General features: G+C 61.3%; 17 protein-coding genes, 1 tRNA gene and 1 pseudogene. 4 read left to right on the top strand and 15 right to left on the bottom strand.

The annotated features are described in order from the left end of the window. Positions 1–46: 46 nt before the first annotated feature. The 4 genes from BLR13_RS16685 to BLR13_RS41735 all read right to left on the bottom strand — a co-directional run bounded on the left by BLR13_RS16685 (position 47) and on the right by BLR13_RS41735 (position 4,419). A complete protein-coding gene (locus BLR13_RS16685; protein WP_074821724.1) occupies positions 47–709 on the bottom strand; it encodes a nicotinate-nucleotide adenylyltransferase in 663 nt (220 codons plus the stop codon). A 22-nt stretch (positions 710–731) separates the two neighbouring features. Further along, the gene (locus BLR13_RS16680; RefSeq protein ID WP_074821727.1) at positions 732–2,024 is read right to left on the bottom strand and encodes a glutamate-5-semialdehyde dehydrogenase; all 1,293 of its coding nucleotides are present in this window, start codon (positions 2,022–2,024) and stop codon (positions 732–734) included. Positions 2,025–2,244: 220 nt separating this feature from the next. Continuing rightward, the gene (locus tag BLR13_RS16675) at positions 2,245–3,354 is read right to left on the bottom strand and encodes a helix-turn-helix transcriptional regulator (RefSeq protein ID WP_079586269.1); all 1,110 of its coding nucleotides are present in this window, start codon (positions 3,352–3,354) and stop codon (positions 2,245–2,247) included. A 516-nt stretch (positions 3,355–3,870) separates the two neighbouring features. Continuing rightward, positions 3,871–4,419, bottom strand: a complete 549-nt coding sequence (locus BLR13_RS41735) for a hypothetical protein (protein ID WP_244525194.1) — start codon at positions 4,417–4,419, stop codon at positions 3,871–3,873. Between the two features lie 85 nt (positions 4,420–4,504). On the opposite strand from BLR13_RS41735, the pseudogene BLR13_RS16670 reads away from it, so the two are divergent. Then, positions 4,505–6,304: pseudogene (locus tag BLR13_RS16670) on the top strand (autotransporter domain-containing protein); the annotation flags it as partial. A 66-nt stretch (positions 6,305–6,370) separates the two neighbouring features. On the opposite strand, the gene proB reads toward BLR13_RS16670, so the two are convergent. The 3 genes from proB to BLR13_RS16655 form a co-directional block, all read right to left on the bottom strand. After that, the gene (gene proB / locus BLR13_RS16665; protein ID WP_074831434.1) at positions 6,371–7,513 is read right to left on the bottom strand and encodes a glutamate 5-kinase; all 1,143 of its coding nucleotides are present in this window, start codon (positions 7,511–7,513) and stop codon (positions 6,371–6,373) included. A 103-nt stretch (positions 7,514–7,616) separates the two neighbouring features. Beyond that, positions 7,617–8,675: a GTPase ObgE gene (gene obgE, locus BLR13_RS16660; protein WP_074821733.1), complete on the bottom strand. Its 1,059-nt coding sequence runs from the start codon at positions 8,673–8,675 to the stop codon at positions 7,617–7,619. Between the two features lie 324 nt (positions 8,676–8,999). After that, complete coding sequence (locus BLR13_RS16655; RefSeq protein ID WP_074821736.1) at positions 9,000–9,482, bottom strand: MaoC family dehydratase; 483 nt, start codon at positions 9,480–9,482, stop codon at positions 9,000–9,002. Between the two features lie 207 nt (positions 9,483–9,689). On the opposite strand from BLR13_RS16655, the gene BLR13_RS16650 reads away from it, so the two are divergent. Then, complete coding sequence (locus tag BLR13_RS16650) at positions 9,690–10,604, top strand: DMT family transporter (protein ID WP_074821739.1); 915 nt, start codon at positions 9,690–9,692, stop codon at positions 10,602–10,604. Positions 10,605–10,644: 40 nt separating this feature from the next. Here the strand turns inward: BLR13_RS16650 and BLR13_RS16645 are convergent, their stop codons facing one another. The 3 genes from BLR13_RS16645 to rplU all read right to left on the bottom strand — a co-directional run bounded on the left by BLR13_RS16645 (position 10,645) and on the right by rplU (position 12,232). Beyond that, positions 10,645–11,241, bottom strand: coding sequence for a GNAT family N-acetyltransferase (locus tag BLR13_RS16645; RefSeq protein WP_074821742.1), 597 nt, complete (start codon positions 11,239–11,241; stop codon positions 10,645–10,647). A 154-nt stretch (positions 11,242–11,395) separates the two neighbouring features. Continuing rightward, positions 11,396–11,665 carry a 50S ribosomal protein L27 gene (gene rpmA / locus BLR13_RS16640; protein ID WP_074821745.1) on the bottom strand — a complete coding sequence of 90 codons (270 nt, stop codon included), beginning with the start codon at positions 11,663–11,665 and terminating at the stop codon, positions 11,396–11,398. Between the two features lie 93 nt (positions 11,666–11,758). Then, positions 11,759–12,232, bottom strand: coding sequence for a 50S ribosomal protein L21 (rplU, locus tag BLR13_RS16635; RefSeq protein WP_074821750.1), 474 nt, complete (start codon positions 12,230–12,232; stop codon positions 11,759–11,761). A gap of 388 nt (positions 12,233–12,620) precedes the next feature. Here rplU and BLR13_RS16630 point away from each other — a divergent pair, with 388 nt between their 5' ends. After that, positions 12,621–13,721, top strand: a complete 1,101-nt coding sequence (locus BLR13_RS16630; RefSeq protein ID WP_074821753.1) for an ROK family protein — start codon at positions 12,621–12,623, stop codon at positions 13,719–13,721. A 194-nt stretch (positions 13,722–13,915) separates the two neighbouring features. Here the strand turns inward: BLR13_RS16630 and BLR13_RS16625 are convergent, their stop codons facing one another. Beyond that, on the bottom strand, positions 13,916–14,779 hold the full coding sequence (locus BLR13_RS16625) for an alpha/beta fold hydrolase (protein ID WP_074821756.1): 864 nt from the start codon (positions 14,777–14,779) through the stop codon (positions 13,916–13,918). A gap of 122 nt (positions 14,780–14,901) precedes the next feature. On the opposite strand from BLR13_RS16625, the gene BLR13_RS16620 reads away from it, so the two are divergent. Next, positions 14,902–14,991, top strand: a tRNA-Ser gene (locus BLR13_RS16620). Positions 14,992–16,214: 1,223 nt separating this feature from the next. Here BLR13_RS16620 and BLR13_RS42595 read toward each other — a convergent pair. From BLR13_RS42595 to msrA, 4 genes are all read right to left on the bottom strand, one after another. Continuing rightward, positions 16,215–16,508, bottom strand: a complete 294-nt coding sequence (locus BLR13_RS42595) for a PilZ domain-containing protein (protein ID WP_433994269.1) — start codon at positions 16,506–16,508, stop codon at positions 16,215–16,217. A 244-nt stretch (positions 16,509–16,752) separates the two neighbouring features. Next, a complete protein-coding gene (locus BLR13_RS16615; RefSeq protein WP_074831436.1) occupies positions 16,753–17,502 on the bottom strand; it encodes an outer membrane protein in 750 nt (249 codons plus the stop codon). 219 nt (positions 17,503–17,721) lie between these two features. Continuing rightward, positions 17,722–18,081 carry a hypothetical protein gene (locus BLR13_RS41730; protein WP_244525193.1) on the bottom strand — a complete coding sequence of 120 codons (360 nt, stop codon included), beginning with the start codon at positions 18,079–18,081 and terminating at the stop codon, positions 17,722–17,724. A gap of 423 nt (positions 18,082–18,504) precedes the next feature. Then, a complete protein-coding gene (gene msrA / locus BLR13_RS16605; protein WP_074821761.1) occupies positions 18,505–19,017 on the bottom strand; it encodes a peptide-methionine (S)-S-oxide reductase MsrA in 513 nt (170 codons plus the stop codon). Positions 19,018–19,042: the final 25 nt, after the last annotated feature.

Raw genomic sequence — 19,042 nt, 5'->3', positions numbered from 1 at the left:
GTTTCAATATTCTAGTGAACCCCGCCTGCCGGTTCCAACCCGACTGTCACTTCTTTGCCTTCCAGCTTCCGTCCGGGTTTCGCAGACCGGTCGACGACAGGCTCGATTTCATGCCGGTGAGGAAAGCCCAGGCGGGGGCGTGCTGATCGGCTAGCCGGGCCGCCTGATTCTCAGGCAGCCGATAGCGCACCAGCGCCTGTGCGGCGGGGGCGGCGAGCGCCCGGAAACTCTGGGGCGGACGGTCGATCACCGCGATCGGCACCTCGGAGGCAATGCGCCGCCAGTTTTGCCAGCGATGGAACTGCGCAAGGTTGTCAGCGCCCATGATCCAGACGAAGCGCAGGCCGGAAGCACGGCGGCGCAGGTAAGAGATGGTATCGACAGTGTAACGGACGCCGATGACAGCTTCGAGACAGCTGATGTCGATCCGCGGATCGTCGGCCATTTTGCGCGCGGCATCCATCCGCGTGTCGAGGTCGTTCAGTGCGCCGTTGGACTTGAGCGGATTGCCGGGAGTCACCAGCCACCACACCCGATCCAGCTTCAGTCGCTTGATCGCGAACAGGCTGATGGCGCGGTGCGCCTCGTGCGGTGGATTGAACGAACCGCCGAGCAGGCCGATCCGCATGCCGTTGCTGTAGAGCGGTATGGCCTGCGAGACCGATTGCGACGCGACCGAAGCTGGCTTCAACGCGGCCACCGCGTGCATTCGCCGGAAAACGCGGTTGCATTCACGGCCGCGTCTGCCCGGTGCCGTGAACGCGATACTTGAAGCTGGTCAGTTGCTCGGCGCCGACCGGGCCGCGGGCGTGGAACTTGCCGGTGGCAATGCCGATCTCGGCACCGAAGCCGAATTCGCCGCCGTCGGCGAATTGCGTCGAGGCGTTATGCAGCACGATCGCGGAATCGACCTCGTTGAGGAATTTCTCCGCGGCAGCTGCGTCTTCGGTCACGATCGCATCGGTGTGGTGCGAGCCGTGATTGTGAATATGCGCGATCGCTTCATCGAGCCCGTCGACGACGCGCGCCGCGATGATCGCGTCTTCGTATTCGGTGTCCCAGTCTTCTTCGGAAGCCGGCTTTACCCGGCTGTCGGCGTGCTGCACGGCCGTGTCGCCGCGCACCTCGCAGCCGGCATCGATCAGCATGGCGACCAGCGGCTTCAGGCTTGCGGCAGCACCGGCGCGATCGACCAGCAGGGTCTCGGCGGCGCCGCAGACGCCGGGACGGCGCATCTTGGCGTTCAGCACGATCTTCTTCGCCATTTCGAGATTGGCGGAATGATCGACATAGACGTGGTTGACACCTTCGAGATGCGCGAACACAGGCACGCGGGCTTCGGCCTCGACGCGTGCGACCAGGCTCTTGCCGCCGCGCGGCACGATCACGTCGACGCCGCCGTTCAGTCCGGTCAAGAGCAGGCCGACCGCCGCGCGGTCGCGCGTCGGCACCAGCGTGATGGCGGCTTCCGGCAGACCTGCCTCGCGCAGGCCCTGCACCAGGCAGTCATGGATGGCGCGGCAGGAGCGGAAACTGTCGGAGCCGCCGCGCAGGATCACGGCGTTGCCGGATTTCAGGCACAGCACGCCGGCGTCGGCGGCGACGTTGGGGCGGCTTTCGAAAATGACGGCGATCACGCCGAGCGGCACCCGGACGCGCTCGATGGTCATGCCGTTCGGGCGCTGCCAGCTCTCGGTGACGGCGCCGATGGGATCGGCGATCCCCCGTACGGTGGCGACGCCATCGGCCATCGCGTCGATGCGCGCCGGCGTCAGCGTCAGGCGGTCGATGAAGGCCGATGTCGCACCGGCGGCGCGAACCTCAGCGACATCCTCGGCATTGGCGGCGAGAATGGCCGGCGCGCTGGCGCGGATGGCGCGCTCCATCGCATCAAGCGCCTTGTTCTTCTGTTCGGGCGAGGCAAGCGCCAGCACCCGCGCAGCGGCGCGGGCACGGGCAGCGAGTTCGGTCATCAAAGCCGGCAGATCGGCGTTGCCGTCGATAGCCTTCAGCGGCGCGGTCATCGGAGGTCTCGGGCTCAGGTTAAGGCCATGTTCTAGCATGGAAATTGGGACCTTGGCGAGGTCCGGAACCGGCATGGCAGGCAGGCGGCTCGGGTTGACGGTGGCTAGGCCATTGGCCGAGCCGGGTGAGGCAAGCGGTCAAATCCAGATCGGTTTGCCGTTGCCACGAATAGCATCAAACACCTTCGTTACCTCCCGGTTTGCCGGCACCGTTGAAGTTTTACTGCGGCCCATGCCAACGAGGTATGCTCACATTCGCCAACAGCGAAACCAGGTCGGATTGCCTTGCCGATCCGGTCTTGGCCAAAACCGCTTTCACCTGGGTTCGGATGGTCTCTCGGGACAACCCCATGCTGGCCGCGAGTTCGTTGATGGTTTTGCCCTGAAGGAGTCCATTGGCCGCGCGAATCTCGGCCGGCGAAAGATCGAATAGCCCATTGAGAAGCTCGTCGGGCAGAGACTGGGAGGAACCGAGCGGGGTCACTACCAGAATGCTCATCGCTGGCCCGAAAATGTCATGCGCGGAACGGCGGACCGGGATCAGGTGAACGATCACCGCGGCGCTTTCGCCTTTTGAGGGCACGGGGATCGATTTGGCACCAAATTGATATTCTGAGGAATTGAGATTTTGGATGGCCTCTGAAAGCAAGGCATTTGCGCCTGCATCGGCAAGAGCAATCTGGCCGAAAGCTCTCGATATGACTTGTCCACCAAGCTTCTCGAAAAGCGGGCTAGTGGCGATGACCTTGCCGTCGCCGAGCAGAACCGCCGACGGCAACCCCATTCTGTTGAGAGACTCGGCCATTCCCTGAGCGCGACCAAGACGCAGCCGGGCGGACATCAAGGCAGCACGCGCGAGATGGGGTCGCAGTGCATTCAGCGTCGGTATGTGCTGGTCTTCGACGGGGCCGTCTGCGAAGCGGCGTTCGATGCTAAAGGCAAGCATGTCCTCGCTGGGGACTTGGACAACGGTTCCTACCGCCCAGCCGAACCCGCGCGGACGCAGAAACTCCTGGAACGTCGGACTACTGTCCATTTCGTCGACGCCAAACATATCGATCTCGCGAACAAATCCCGAGTGCCGATTCAAAACCAGCCTCTCCATCCTCGGGTTGCGCTCATGCCAGCGCCCCTCCAGGAAGTCCAAAAACAATTGTCTTACCGAGTCCGAGCAGGTCCACCGCAAGTTGCGCGGATCAGTGGTAAGCAGAATTGTCCCGACGCCTCCGACCATTTCAGCCAGGTCGTCGAGAACGGCCGGCCACATATCAGGTAAGGCTGCTGCCTCATAAATGACATCCAGCATCCGGTTAGGCGCGTCGAACGACATCTGACTTTCCAATCCATTGGGCCGGCCGAAGAATTGAGCCGGTCTAACGCAGCAAAGCAATCTGGCTTGAGTTTAAGTTGCTGTTCGCGAGCCACAATATTGCCATTCACCCTAACGGGTGAAGCCATGCCCAGAAAGGACTGTCAATCAATAGATCCTGCGGGTTTCAAAGCCGGTAGGTCGATTAATTTTTGGCAAATCGCATTGCAAGGAGCGCGGTTGTATCTCCGCCGCGAAGGAAATGACGATTTTTGCGCGTAGTCGTAAGCTGCTTCTGGCCGGAACAGCGTTGGCAGGGGCGGCATTGCTTCCGTGTGTCGCGCAGGCCCAAAGCGTTTGGGGCGGGGCCGGTAGCACGACCGCCACTACAGACTATAATACTCCGACGAACTGGTCCGCCGGGGCGCCGACAGCCGCCGGTTCATCGGCGCAATTCGCCAGTACCGGCAACCCTTCGGTAAATCTGTCGGCTACGGTCACACCGGATTCCTGGACGTTTGACGCCAACTCGAAGTCTTACACCCTTACCGGATTGGACGTTAATTTCAGCAACGCCGCCACTTTGACCAACAATGCCAGTGCCGGCCAGGCGATCAGCATCGCCAATAATATGTCCGGCACAACCTTATCACAGGCCGCGGCCAGCACCTTGACGTTATCCGGCGACAACAGCTTTACAAGCACGTCGATATCGGCCGGCAGACTTGTGGTGGCTAATTTCGTCTCGCTCACATCGAACGTGAGCATTACTTCGGGTGGCACCTTCGACAACAATTCGTCGGTCACAGGCACGTTGAGCAACGGCACTGGCGGCACTTTCAACAATTTTAGCGGCGTTGTCTCGGGTCTGGTGACCAACTCGGGAACCGTGAGTAATGGCGGCCTTTTGCAAGGCGGCTTGTCTAATACGGCTGGCACCTTTGACAACAAAGCATTCTCAAGCATCAACGGCGGTGTAACTATCACCGGCGGCACTCTGAACAGCTTTCTCACTAATTCCCGGATCACGGGTGGCTTGATCAACTCGGCCGTCGTCAACGCCGGATCCCTTATCAGCGGCGCCATAGTTAATCAGGGGGCGGGCGTCTTTAACCAGACCGGTTTTTTTCTCTCAGACAACAACACATTCACGAACAACGACACGGCTCAATTGAACGTCATCGGCGGCACATTCGCGAACCTTACCACGGTGACCAACAATTCGACCAATGCGATCGGTATTAGCGTTTCGGCGGGACGCACGCTGAGTGCGACGTCGCTAATTAACGCTGCCGGCGCAACCGTCAGCAATCTCGGAACCATCACGACGACCTCGATCACCAACAGCGGCACGTTCCGCAACAATGGCACGACCACCGGCACGTTTACGATGGCGGCAGGCAATCTGAGCGGTGTCGGCAATACACAAAGCCTCACCGTCAATGGCGGTACGTTCGCGCCGGGCAACGGCACCGCTGGTACCTCAATGACCGTCACCGGAAGCCTGGTGCTGCAGGCGGCGGCAACCTACCTGGTGCAGGTCAATCCGACGACGGCGTCGTTCACGAACGTCACTGGTGCGGCCACGCTCAACGGCGCCACGGTGAGCGCCAATTATGCCGCCGGCAGCTACATTTCGAAGCGCTACACCATCGTCACGGCGGCCAGCGGTGTGAACGGCCCCTTTGGCGCGCTGGTGACGACGGGCCAGCCGGCGAACCTGACCTCGACGCTGAGCTACGATATCAACAATGCCTATCTCAACCTGAACCTGAGCTTCGTTTTGCCCGGCGGCGTGTTGAACCAGAACCAGCAGAATGTCGGCAACGCCCTGACCGGATTCTTCAACACCACCGGCGGCATCTCGATGGCGTTTGCGTCCTTGACGGCGGCGCAGCTCACCCAGTCGGACGGCGAGGTTACGACCGGCTCGCAGCAGTCGACCTTCAACGCGATGAACCAGTTCATGGGCGTGATGACCGATCCGTTCGTGGCCGGGCGCGGCGATCCGGTGTCGGCCGGCGGCGGCGCGACCGGTTATGCCGACGAGCAGACCGCCAGGCGCAATCCGAACGACGCGCTGGCCGCGATCTATCGCAAGGCGCCGGTGGCGGCCGATCCGTTCGCGCAGCGCTGGAGCGTGTGGGCGGCGGGCTATGGCGGGTCGCAGACTACCAGCGGCAACGCGGTGCAGGGCTCCAACAATACCAGCAGCAATCTTTATGGCACGGCCGTCGGCGCCGACTACCGGCTGTCGCCGGACGCGCTGGCCGGTTTCGCGCTCGCCGGCGGCGGCACCAATTTCAGCGTCGCCAACGGGCTCGGCTCGGGCCGCTCGGATCTGTTCCAGGCCGGCGCGTTCGTCCGCCACAATATCGGTGCGGCCTATCTCTCCGGCGCGCTGGCCTATGGCTGGCAGGACATCACCACCAACCGCACGCTGACGATTGCGGGCCTCGACCAGTTGCAGGCGAAGTTCAACGCCAACGCCTGGTCGGGCCGCGTCGAAGGCGGCTACCGGTTCGTGACGCAGGGCATCGGCCTGACGCCCTACGCCGCGGGCCAGTTCACCACCTTCGACCTGCCGGCCTATGCCGAACAGGCGATATCGGGCGCCAACACCTTTGCGCTGGCCTATGGCGCCAGGAGCGTGACGGCGACGCGCAGCGAACTCGGTCTCCGCACCGATAAATCATTCGCGATGGAAGACGGCGTGTTCACGCTGCGCGGCCGTGCGGCCTGGGCGCACGACTACAACCCTGATCGCGCCATCGGCACCACCTTCCAGACGCTGCCGGGCGCCTCCTTCGTCGTCAACGGCGCACGGCAAGCCAGCGATGCCGTGCTGCTGACGGCGTCCGTCGAAAAGAAATGGCTGAACGGCTGGTCGGCCGCCGGCACCTTCGAGGGCGAGTTCTCCAGCGTCACCACCAGCTACGCCGGCAAGGGCGTGGTGCGGTACGCCTGGTAAAGCAACGGCTTCTGAAATTGGTACTTTTCGGAGATGGGACCATGTCCGACTTGAGTCATGGGCCGATCAGCTCTGATCGGTATGCCGGGGTCCGCCCACCACCAGATCGTCGCGGTGAATCATTTCGGCGCGGCCGCTGATGCCGAGGATGACCATCACATCCGGCGAGGAGCGGCCTTTGATCTTTTCGGCGTCCTCGGCGTCATAGGCGACGAGACCGCGGCCGATTTCATGGGTATCGGGGCCGCGCACCACCACGGCGTCGCCGCGGGCGAACTGGCCGTCGATCCGGATCACGCCGGCCGGCAGCAGGCTCTTGCCGGCGCGAAGGGCGGCGACCGCGCCAGCGTCGATGGTCAGCGTGCCCTTGGGCTCCAGCGAACCCGCGATCCAGCGTTTTCGCGCGGTAACAGGGTTCGCGGGGGTCAGGAACCAGGTGCAGCGGCCGCCGTCTGATATCGCCTGCAGCGGGTGCTCGATCTTGCCCGACGCGATCAGCATATGCGTGCCCGCGGTGGTCGCGATCTTGGCGGCCTCGATCTTCGTATACATGCCGCCGCGCGACAGTTCGGATTCGGCCGCGCCCGCCATCGCCTCGATCTCTGACGTGACCGACTCCACGATCGGAATCAGTTTGGCGTTCGGATTGGCGCCCGGTGGCGCGTCATAGAGGCCGTCGATGTCGGACAACAGGATCAGCAAATCCGCGCTCGCCATGGTGGCGACGCGCGCGGCGAGGCGGTCGTTGTCGCCATAGCGGATTTCGTTGGTGGCGACCGTGTCGTTCTCGTTGATCACGGGCACCGCGCGCCATTCCAGAAGCTTGGCGATGGTCGAGCGCGCGTTGAGATAGCGGCGGCGCTCCTCGGTGTCCTGCAGCGTCACCAGAATCTGTCCGGCGCCGATGCCGTGCGCGCCGAGCACCTCCGACCAGATCCGCGCCAGCGCGATCTGGCCCACCGCGGCAGCGCCCTGGCTTTCCTCGAGCTTCAAGGGGCCGCGCGGCAGCTTCAGGCGGCTGCGGCCGAGCGCGATCGAGCCGGACGAGACCACCAGAACGTCGCATCCCTTGCCATGCAGCTTGGCGATATCGGCCGCCAGCGCCGCCAGCCACGCCGCGCGGACTTCGCCCGCATTGGAATCGATCAGCAGCGAGGAGCCGACCTTGACGACGATGCGGCGAAAATTCTTGAGCGCGGGGCGTTTCATGGGCTTGGTCTGACGAAGCGGAATGTCGGGAAGCAATACGCGCCGGCTTCCTGATTTGGAAGTGGCGCAGCCAAGGAAGTCGCGGCTGATATCTGCCTCGATATCAGTCTTGCGGGTTCGCCGGCGCCCACGGCTCGGCCTGCTGGACGCCGCCCTTGGCCTTCAGCGACACCGGCGCTTCGCCGATCACTTCGACCAATGCCTTCAGCGCTTCGGGCACGCCTTCGCCGGTCGCGGCCGAGACCAGCAGCGGCGTCTTCTTGGCGGCGCGCTTCAGCCGGTCCTTCTGCTTCTTCAGTTCGTCCGGCGTCACCGCGTCGATCTTGTTCAGCGCCACGATCTCGATCTTGTTGGCGAGATCGCCCTCATAGGCATCGAGTTCGGTGCGCACCGTCTTGTAGGCCTTGCCGGCATGTTCGCAGGTGGCGTCGATCAAATGCAGCAGCACGCGGCAACGTTCGACGTGACCGAGGAAGCGGTCGCCGAGACCGGCGCCTTCATGCGCGCCCTCGATGAGACCCGGAATGTCGGCGAGCACGAATTCGCGGCCCTGCGCGTTCACGACGCCGAGCTGCGGATGCAGCGTGGTGAACGGATAGTCGGCGATCTTCGGCTTGGCCGCGCTGACGACCGAGAGGAAGGTCGACTTGCCGGCATTGGGCAGGCCGACGAGACCGGCATCCGCAATCAGCTTGAGCCGCAGCCAGATCCAGCGCTCTTCGCCTTCCTGGCCTGGATTGGCATTGCGCGGCGCGCGATTGGTCGAGGATTTGAAATGCGCGTTGCCGAAGCCGCCATTGCCGCCTTCGGCCAGCACGAATTTTTCGCCGAGCGTGGTGAAGTCGTGGATCAGCGTTTCGCGATCCTCGTCGATGATCTGGGTGCCGACCGGCACTTTCAGCACGATCGATTTGCCGTTGGCCCCATGGCGGTCGCTGCCCATGCCATTGACGCCCTTCTGCGCCTTGAAGTGCTGCTGGTAGCGGTAGTCGATCAGCGTGTTCAGCCCGTCGACCACTTCGATGATGACATCGCCGCCGCGGCCGCCATTGCCGCCGGACGGGCCGCCGAACTCGATGAATTTTTCGCGGCGAAACGCCACGCAGCCGTTTCCGCCGTCGCCGGAGCGGATATAGACCTTGGCTTCATCAAGAAATTTCATGGGTCACCATAGCGTTTTCGCGCGAACGGGACATCGTCTCGCGTCTGGAAAACGCGTTAAACATCAATTCGGAACATGGGGTGCTGCTGGGGCCTTAGGTAAGCCAAGGCCGCCGGTGCGGCAACCCTCAAAGCCCGCAATATTGGCAAAAAGCCTTAATTTTCGGGCCTTTTTGAGGCTTTTGGCGATATTCCGGCGCTTACCACCGTAAGTAGGGTCGGCAGGGCACTTAATCAGGCATCGGTAATTTGTTGGGCTGACAGGCGCGGCCGTCGCCACATGGCTCGTGGCAACGGGCGCTTACCGTCTCAGATACATTGAAATCTATTTGGCCGCCCGGCGGCGGATCAGAAACTTCTGCATCCCTTCCAGCACCAGCTCCTTGCGCTGGTTGAACACGGTCGAGCGCAGCGTCACCACGCCGGTGGTGCGGCCGGGCACCAGTTCGGTCACTTCGAGCGCGGGATAGATGGTGTCGCCGGCATAGACCGGCTTCAGGAACTTGCTCGACTGCTCGAGAAAGCCAATCATCGATTCCTCGACGATGTATGGAAACAGCCCGGCGCCGGGCGCGGTGTGTGCCAGGGTCTGGAAGCCATGCGCCAGCAGATCCGGCATGCCGCGGGCGCGGCAATATTCGACATCGTAGTGGATCGGATGGGTATCGCCGCTCGCAGTCTGGAACGCGGCGAACACCGCCGAGGTCTGGGTCCGGCTCGGGATCACGAAGCGCTCGCCGAGGACAAAATCTTCGAACCAGCGCTGTTCACTCACCATGCGATGCTGTGCGGGATCGAAGTCGGTCATATCAGGGTTTCCTCTCGGACGTTTCTTTGGATTGTCGCCGGTCTATCGGTATCGCAGCGCCGCGGCTGCGACAATTGGTTCAGTTCGACCGGTTCGCACGCGTGCCATTCTACTTTGCATGGGGTTGTTTTCGCGATTTTGGTTCTGGGCGCCTGCGGCGTGCCGCTATAGACATCCCGGGCGTCACCGTCTTTAAAGCATCGCAGCATGAGCCTATTCGCCAAATTGTCGACCTATGACGAGCGCTCCGCGCGGCTGGCCGGTATCGGGCTGATGCTGCTGTCGATCTTCATGTTCTCATTCGGCGATGCGCTCGGCAAATTCATGGTCGCGACCTATTCGGTCGGGCAGTTGCTGTGGCTGCGCGCCTGCGCCGCGCTCCTTGTGCTGTTGCCGATGATCTGGAAGCAGCGCGCCGAATTCACCCGCCTCGAGCGGCCGTGGCTGCAACTGCTCCGCGTGACGCTGTCCACGCTCGAGGTCGCCGCGTTCTTTCTCGCGACCGTCTATCTGCCGCTCGCAGACGTCATCACCTATTACCTGGCGTCGCCGATTTTCGTCACCGCGCTGTCGGGGATCGTGCTCGGTGAGCGCGTCGGCTGGCGGCGCTGGACCGCGATCCTGGTCGGCTTCTGCGGGGTGCTGATTGCGATGCGACCCTCCGCGCAGACCGTGAGCTGGCCGGCGATGATCGCACTCGGCGGCAGCGTGTCGTTCGCGTTCCTGATGCTGATCACGCGCTCGCTGCGGGCGACCCCGGATATCGTGCTGGCATCGTCGCAATTCGCCGGCACGTTCCTGCTCGGCGCATTGCTGTCGCCGATCGGCTGGGTCACGCCTGATCTCGGCAGCCTCGGCCTGTTCGCCACCGCCGGGCTGATTTCGGTGGCCGCGCTGCTATGCGTCAACCGCTCGCTGAAACTGGCGCCCGCCAGCGTCGTCGTGCCCTATCAATATTCGATGATCGTGTGGGCGGTGATCTTCGGTTTCGCCGTATGGGGCGACGTGCCGTCACCGGCAACCCTCATCGGCGCTGCCATCATCATCGGCGCCGGGCTCTATATCTTCCTGCGCGAGCAGAGGCTGGGACGCGAGGAAATCGTGGTCAATCCGCCGGTGTGATTCATGCCTCACCCTCCCCTAGAGGGGGAGGGTAAGTGAACTACCGCTCGCGCCGCGTCGAGCTTCCCCAGTTCTTCAGCGACGACCACACGCTGCGCGACAGCCGGAAGCAGTCGACCGGGGTCGAGGATCCCAGCGCCTCGAAGCGGTGCAGCTCGACGCCGCTCCACTGGAAGCCGCACTTCTCCAGGATGTTGCGCGAGGCCGGGTTGGCGACGCGTGCGCCCGAGATCAGGTGCTCGGCATCGAACTCCTCGAAGAAGAAGTCGATCACCGCGCGCGCGGCCTCGGTGCCGAAACCGCGGCCCCAATGCTCGAAGCCGAGCCAATAGCCGAGTTCCGGCGTGTCCAGCTCGCGCCAATCGATGCCGACCATGCCGATCGGCGAATGCGCGTGTTCGATCAGGAACACGGTCTCGCGGCGATCCGCGGCCATCGCGCGCACGAATTCGACGGCGTGATCCTGCAAATAGGGATGTGGCAGCCGGCGGGTGTTTTCGGCAATGCGGCGATCGTTGGCGAGATACGCGATCGCTTTTACGTCCGCGAGGGTGGGCCGGCGCAGCGTCAGCCGTTCGGTCTCGAGGACGCAGCTACTTGCCTTGCGCAAGGCCGGGGTGGGGATGTCCTGCAACATGGGAGGGCTCCTTGAAGGCAGCTCTTCGGTCATTGCGCGTGTCCTGACGGCACACGCGCAACAAAAAAGGGAGGCCGGTTTCCCGCCTCCCCTGGAGCCCTTTTTGACTCCGCCGGTTCAACAGGACCCGGCGGACTCAAACTGTGTCCACCGTCTATTCGGCCGCCTCCGCCATCGGAACTACCGATACGAACGTGCGACCATTGCCTTTTGCGCGAAACTCGACGTGACCCTCTACCTTGGCAAAGAGAGTATGGTCAGTGCCCATGCCGACATTAAGGCCGGGATGCCAGGTGGTGCCGCGCTGACGTGCAATGATGTTGCCGGGAATCACGTGCTCGCCGCCATAGGTCTTGATTCCAAGGCGTTTGCCCGCTGAATCACGTCCGTTCCGCGATGAACCGCCTGCTTTTTTGTGAGCCATGGCCCGTCTCCGACTTCGCTTTAAGTTCTAGATCAATTCCTTGACGGAATCATTTCACTTTTTATCACGCTTCAATTTCTCGAAACGTTTCGATCACTTTTTCGCGGCGGCGGCCTTCTTGGCCGGAGCCTTCTTCGCAACCGCCTTCTTGGCCACGGCCTTCTTGGCGGGCGCCTTCTTCGGTGCCTCGTTGCCTTCAGCGGCGGGAGCGACAACCTTTTCCCGCTTCGGCCGCGGGCCGATCGAAGGCTTGGCGTTGTCGGTCAGGATCTCGGTGATGCGAAGCACCGTGATCTCGTCGCGATAGCCGCGCTTGCGGCGTGAATTCTTGCGGCGGCGCTTCTTGAACGCGATCACCTTCGGGCCGCGCTTGTGGTCCAGCACTTCGGCCGCAACCGAAGCGCCGGCAACCGTCGGCAGACCCAGCACCGGCGTGTCACCGCCGACGACCAGAACTTCGCCAAGCTGCACGATCGTACCGACATCGCCGGCGATCTTGCCTACCTCGAGCACATCATCCGGAACGACGCGGTATTGCCGGCCGCCGGTTTTGATGACTGCGAACATCGTTTTATTCCTTCGTGTTCGATCCCGGCCTCGGACGTGTCCCATAAAGGGTTTGCCCGGGTCGGCTTTTTGGTCAGTCGTTATGGGTACGATTTTCGCGCGGATCGGGGGCGAACCCCTCAAAATCGCGCAAAAACAAGCGGCGCGAGAAATCCCGCGCCGGATGCGGGGACTTATAGCCGCTGAACGCCATGAGTCAAGGAAAACGGACCCGAAAAGTAGCCAAAAATGAGGGATTTGGGCCGAAAAGGGCGAATGGCGAATAGCGAATGGCCAATGGGGTGGAACGGACGCGCCAATTGCTATTCGCCACTCGCCATTCGTCCCCCTTGAAACCAAAGGGTTCCCTGCCCGTTGTCCTGCCGAAATCGGGCAGGGCAGGGGCAACATGGCAGAAGACATCGTCACGACCACGGGCATCGCCCGCCACGGCGCCACCCGGCTACCGTCGGTGGAGGTCGACAGCTTCAATATCGAGCTGAAGGACGACGACGGCTTTCTCGGCGATCGCGCCAGCAAGGGGGCGTTTCGCGCGATTCTGGACGGGTTGCGCGAGCCGCTGAAGAAGAACGGCGACGATCCGTTAGGCAAGAAATCCGCCGGGGAGATCGCCAAGAGCGAGCTCGACGAGGCACTGGTCGGCGACGATATCCATGCTTCGGCATTGGTGCACGGCGCGATCGAGGAATTCGCGCAGGAATTGGCCCATGTGACCGGGAAATTTCTCAAGACCAAGGCCTGGGCGGATACCGAACGCATCGTGGTCGGCGGCGGCTTTCGGCAGAGCCGGGTCGGCGAACTCGCGATCGCCCGCACCGACATCATCCTCAAGGCCGCAGACTTCAAGGTCGATCTGGTGCCGATCCGTTTTCATCCCGATGACGCCGGCCTGATCGGCACGCTGCATCTGGCGCCGTCATGGATCTTCGAAGCCCATGACAGCATTCTCGCCGTCGACATCGGCGGCACCAACATCCGCTGCGGCGTGGTCGCAACGCGCTGGAAGAAGGCGCCGGATCTCTCCAAAGCCGCGGTGTGGAAGTCCGAACTATGGCGGCACGCCAACGACGAGCCGACGCGCGAGGGCGCGGTGAAACGGCTGGTCACGATGCTGAAGGATCTGATCGCCGCATCCGAGAAGGAAGGCCTGAAGCTGGCGCCGTTCATCGGCATCGCCTGTCCCGGGGTCATCAACGAGGACGGCACGATCGAGAAGGGCGCGCAGAATCTGCCGGGCAATTGGGAGAGCAGCAAATTCAATCTGCCGGCGAGCCTCGTGGAAGCGATTCCCGAGATCGGCGGTCACGACACCGTGGTGCTGATGCACAACGATGGCGTGGCGCAGGGGCTTTCCGAGGTTCCGTTCATGCAGGATGTCGAGCACTGGGGCGTACTGACCATCGGTACCGGGCTCGGCAATGCACGCTTTACCAACCGCCGGAAGGATAACGGCAAGGACGAGAAGAAGGCGAAGAAGAGCAAGGATTAACCCTTGCTCTCGCGCGGTAAGGTTGACTGGTTAGGTTAAAATCGAGATCGCGTTGCCGTTTCCGCCCGCATTGCTACCGTCATCTTGTCGCTCCCCTCTGGCCGGCGAAGCCGCACTTCCCAGCCAGAATTTCGATGAAGCGGCACGGGGCCGTCAGTGTTTTGTCGCGTCTGGCGGCCCCACCTTTTTCTGATCTAGATCCAGCCGATGCGCGTGAAAAACGCCGCAATTTCGCTTGCCGCGCGATCGGAATCCTCGCGATGCGGAAAGTGTCCGACATTCCCAAACATCGCGAGATCGAGATCGGAAAACGTCTCGCCGAGCCGATCGGTCCACGCATAGGGAAACAGCGGATCGTGCTCGGCCCAGCGAACGCAGGTCGGCACTTCGATCGGAGCCAATTGCGGCGCTTCGCCTTTCATCATTCTGACGCGGCCGGCATGGGCGGCGCGATAATGCGCGAAGCCGCCGGCGAGATTGCCGGCTTTAAGAAAATTGTCGGTGAACTGCTCCAGCACGTCGTCGAACGCGTGCTTGCGGTGCGACCATTGCCGCAGGAAATGACCGATATAGAGCCGGCAGCTTTCGCGCGTGGCGCCGACGAGGTGAGGGGCCATCTCCATCTGGTGGAAAGATTGGTACCAGATATTATTGAGCCGCTCCGGCTCTGCCATCCGCGGTCCGATGCCGGGATAGACGAAATCGAAGAAGAACAATCCGGCCACGCGGGCCGGCGCAGTGCGGGCGAGCGGCTGCATCAGCGCGCCACCGACATCATGCCCGACGATGCCGGCCTGCTTCAGGCCGAGCGCGTCCATCAACGCCAAAATGTCTGCGGCCTGCTGATCGGGCCCAAATATTCCCTCCGGCTTGTCGCTGTCGCCAAAACCGCGCAGGTCCGGGGCGTACAGCGTGAAGCGGTTGGCGAGCCGCGTCATGGCCGGCTCCCAGCTCAGCCAGAATTCGGGCCAGCCGTGCAGCAGCAACAGCGGCTGCCCGGTCCCGATCCGGGCGACGTGGAACGCCGCATTGTTGGCCTGAACCGTCAAATGCTCCATTCCAGGCTCCATTTTCGGGCTTCAGGCCCCTCGGAATTGTTGGCACCGCGCCTTGTCTGGCCTGCCGTCCTCGCCTAGAACTCGCCCCGACCGCGGGTGAGGAATCACCCCAATTGGCGCCTGGAGAGGTGGCAGAGTGGTCGAATGCACCGCACTCGAAATGCGGCATAGGTGCAAGCCTATCGGGGGTTCGAATCCCTCCCTCTCCGCCATATTATGCGTTTAAGTACCTGATATTCCTTATATATTTGAAATATTTGGTAGGTCGGTCCCCAAATCAGTCCCCAAGCGCTGCGCAATCCACCGCTATGTCGTTTCGGGAATAGGATCGCAAATAAGCGCAGGTTCAATCAACGGTTCACGTGATCCGCCTCGGATGATCGCCATGAGTTGCCGGTCGGTCATTGTCTCAAGCGGAAGATCGCCACGCTCGATGGCCTGCCCATGTATCCCGTCTCCCAGACGTTTGAAGCTTCAAGCAAATCGACGACGGCGCCTAGGGCGCAACGTGGGCACCCCGGCTCGTTGACACTGCTGGCCAGCATCATTTCATCGTAATGGTTATTGAGGCCAAATTGGCGGATGCCTCTACCCCGAACTTAGCGCCCCGAAGTTCAAGCACCACGCCCTTCTCGTTACGTAACCTCACGCCGGAGACACCCACCGCGACGGCAACGCCTCCGCCGGAGCATCACACACCAGCGACCCCCGGCGTTCAAGAAGTTGAAACGTCGCCGGGACGTGTTGCCGAAGCGGCGCCGCGCAGCTTCTTTTTGCGGCTCAACCCGCGAATCTTCACCGCTCTCGATAGCGATGCCGTTTTTTTCCTGCGGTATACGGCTTCGGTTCTCTTCCCGTGGTTCTTATGGTCTTGGTTCTGTTTGCGAGGTGAACGGCTGGTAGCCGCAGCTTCTTTCACAAAGAACATGCTTAGTCTGACAATTTCCCTGCCCCGGGGGTCATACGACCATGGGTGTGGCCAACGGCTGAGATAGGGTCGAGGCCAAAAGAATGGCAAGCGACGGTCCAAATAGTTTCAGCCTCGACATCCTGCTCTCCGCAGTGTGTTGCCCGAATTAATCGCCCCGCAACATCACCCGCCAGAGTCCATCTACCTTGATCTGTATCAATACTGATGAAACATCGGCTCCGACGGTGCGCACCAAGCGCTGGCGGATGTCTCTTGTGGGGCCATCGTAGAGCCGCCGTTGCAACGTCAACGTGGTTCTCTGCGAAACGCTATAAGCCTAAACGCCCGACGTCCGTTCGGGGTCAAAAGGGTCCTGACAGCCTTAAAGTCGAATTTCCGTTTTACACCCGAAAGCGAATTCAACTCGGACATCGCGCCATGTACGTCGCGTGTCAAAATCGGAAGTCACGCCCTAGAGCGTTAGCATGGCACATTTCACCATCACGGAACGCAACGCGGGTTGTCCTAGGCGATTCGTGGCCCCTGCACGTTGGCGACTGAGGCGTGGTTTCGATCTAGAAATTCGACACCGCACGCATTCCCCTCCCTCCATACCACGTGGCAGTGCTTTGTTGTCTTGAAACCATCCAATGAGAGAACAAGCTCGAAGGCGGCAACGTGATGCGTAGAGCAATGAAGCGCAGCTCCGTGATCATGGAGGTTCACCACTCGGCAGGGGTGAACGCCGCGAACACCGTGAACTTGAAGCAGCGCAAGGCAATTGACTGAAATTCGTTGCTGAGCCCGAAGCTCGATCATCAGACAACTCCCCAAACTGATCACAACGTGGGTAGCAGGGAAAATCTTTAGTCCGCTCAATTCTTAATTAAAAGTCAGGCGGAATGACTTTCTAAAATTGTATAGAAGTGGAACCGAGTGAGAAATGAGCTCAATGAAACTTGCCACTAGCGTGCTGGAAGGCATCGACTTGCCTAACCCGCATTTGGCCGAAAAAAAGCCCCGGACGATGCCGGGGCTTAGGGTTGCTGGAGTTGGGCAGTGATCAATAGCGAGCGGTCACCGGCGCTCCGTAGCCGCCAAAGCGGTAGTTGATGCGTAAGGTGACCATATCCACATCTTGACTGATCCGATCGTTGAGGAAACCGACAAGACGCGGATCGGTAGCCGTGAACGAATTATTCGCGTGGCCCATAAATAGGTGATCGTATTCGATACCGGCGGACCAATTCGGTGCGAAGCCATACTCCCATCCAACACCCACGGTGCCACCCCAGCGGGTCGCGCTTGCCGCGGCCAGTTCAACGCCAGTGAGGTTATCGAGGATGCTAAAGCGGTTGTCTGTCACCGCCGCGCCGCCCTTGATGTAAAACAGCGAGGCGTTCCATGCATACCCGATCTGGCCGGTAAAGAGGCCGATTCCATCGGTTTTGGTGCGAGTGGAGAGCGTAGGATTGAACACGCTGACGCGCTGGTTGCTGAGATCCGCCCAATCGCCCTGTGCTTCCAGGCCGAACACCCACTGGTTGGCTTGCCAGCGATAACCGATCTGGCCGCCGACGAGGCCCCCGGAGCGCTCGCGGCAGCCATCAGCGACGACTACGCCAGCCACACCGACAAAGTCCACACAGTTGCGGCTCTGGCCCCAGCCGCCGTTTGCGCCGATGTAGAAGCCGCTCCAATTATAGATCACCGGGATAGGGGCCATCGGCACGGCCTTGACGGCCATGTCAGCAGCCAGTGCAGGTGAAGCCGCGCCAAGTGCGACGGCTGCGGAAAGCAGAAATTTCTTCATCATTTCAATCCCCTTGCTCGCATGTGGATGGCAATGTGCCGCCGTACACGTGTCGAAGGTAGACCCAAGAACTCCGAGTGCGCGTGCCAAAATGGCAACACTCAAGGAGAAATCAAGGGTGGTCGTGTCTAATACCGGCTATCTGCCGCTCAAGCGCGAGCCGACATGATGAGCGAGGCGGACTGGTCCTCAGAATGGAGGTCACTCAGCGCGTTCGCGCTACTGCTCGGTGAGCCAACGAGCGATGTCGTTTGGGAGGATTAATTGCTTGGGGGAATAGGGGCTGACGGTACCAGCGAATACGATCAGTCCTTCGTCCAATTTCGCACGCGCGAACATTTTGGCTTCGGCTTCGGTCGCAAACATTCTGCTTTCGCGAGGGCTGCGCTCTCTCTTATGCAGCAAGCCGCGTTTGCGGATTTCAAAAGTGACAAACCAGTCCGGCATCGTGACACCATGGACAACGCGGTCGCAGACTTTTTGCGAAATGGCGGGGGCAGTTTCAAAAAAAGCATGCTTTACGCTCGTGATTTTCCCTCTCCGGTGGGGTAAGTGGGAAAACTCTAATGTATCAGACATCCGTTTCGAGGCTTACCGTGCAGGGAGTCTTGCAATGGAACCGATCTGGATTTGGACGAGTTGCCAGACCAGATCGTTTGGGCCGCGCGTTTGTGGCAGAGCATAAGGACAAGAGATATCGTGTTTTTGAAGTTCGACGTCGTAACTAAGCCAGATGTTTTGAAGTCGCTCATGCAAGCTATTTGACCTTGTTTCGATCCATCTCAGCTCAGAAACCAAACGCTTCCTTATGGCAGCGGAGTTGGCCAAGAAGCCTTCGAAGGCAGAAAAGCGAGATAAGTGAGCAGATGTTATCGAAATATTACAGGAGGCGGAAAAGCGAGCGGTTGATTTAATTGGTAACCACATTCACCGTATCGCTGGTAGCGGCAGCAACGTGCGCTGCCGGCATTGGATTCGTTTAGGTCGCCGGGAGTTTAGCCTTTATCCAACCTTGCGTTGTGGCAGGCGCCAGCCCGGACGGACGAAATGGCAGGTGTAGCCGTCGGGATAGCGTTCGAGATAATCCTGATGTTCCGGCTCGGCTTCCCAGAAGTCTCCGGCGGCCGCGACTTCGGTGGTGGCCTTGCCCGGCCAAATTCCCGACGCATCGACATCCGCGATGGTGTCGCGGGCCACGCGCTCCTGCTCGGGGCTGGTATAGAAAATCGCCGAGCGATAGCTCATGCCGATGTCGTTGCCCTGGCGGTTGCGCGTCGACGGATCGTGGATCTGGAAAAAGAATTCGAGCAGTTGCCGGTAACTGAGCAGCCGCGGGTCGAAGACGATCTCGATCGCTTCGGCATGGGTGCCGTGGTTGCGGTAGGTAGCGTTGCGAACATCGCCGCCGGAGTAGCCGACGCGGGTCGAAATCACGCCGCTCATCTTGCGGATCAGATCCTGCATGCCCCAAAAACACCCACCGGCCAGAACGGCCCGCTCGGTCTTCTCAGCCATCTCGGTTCTCCCTTGGTTTTGCTCG

Origin of the sequence: Bradyrhizobium ottawaense, assembly GCF_900099825.1 — a bacterium.
In the GTDB taxonomy this organism is placed as follows: domain Bacteria; phylum Pseudomonadota; class Alphaproteobacteria; order Rhizobiales; family Xanthobacteraceae; genus Bradyrhizobium; species Bradyrhizobium ottawaense_A.
Note: the sequence above shows the minus strand (reverse complement) of the source record. Positions and strands in the feature narration are given on the sequence as shown.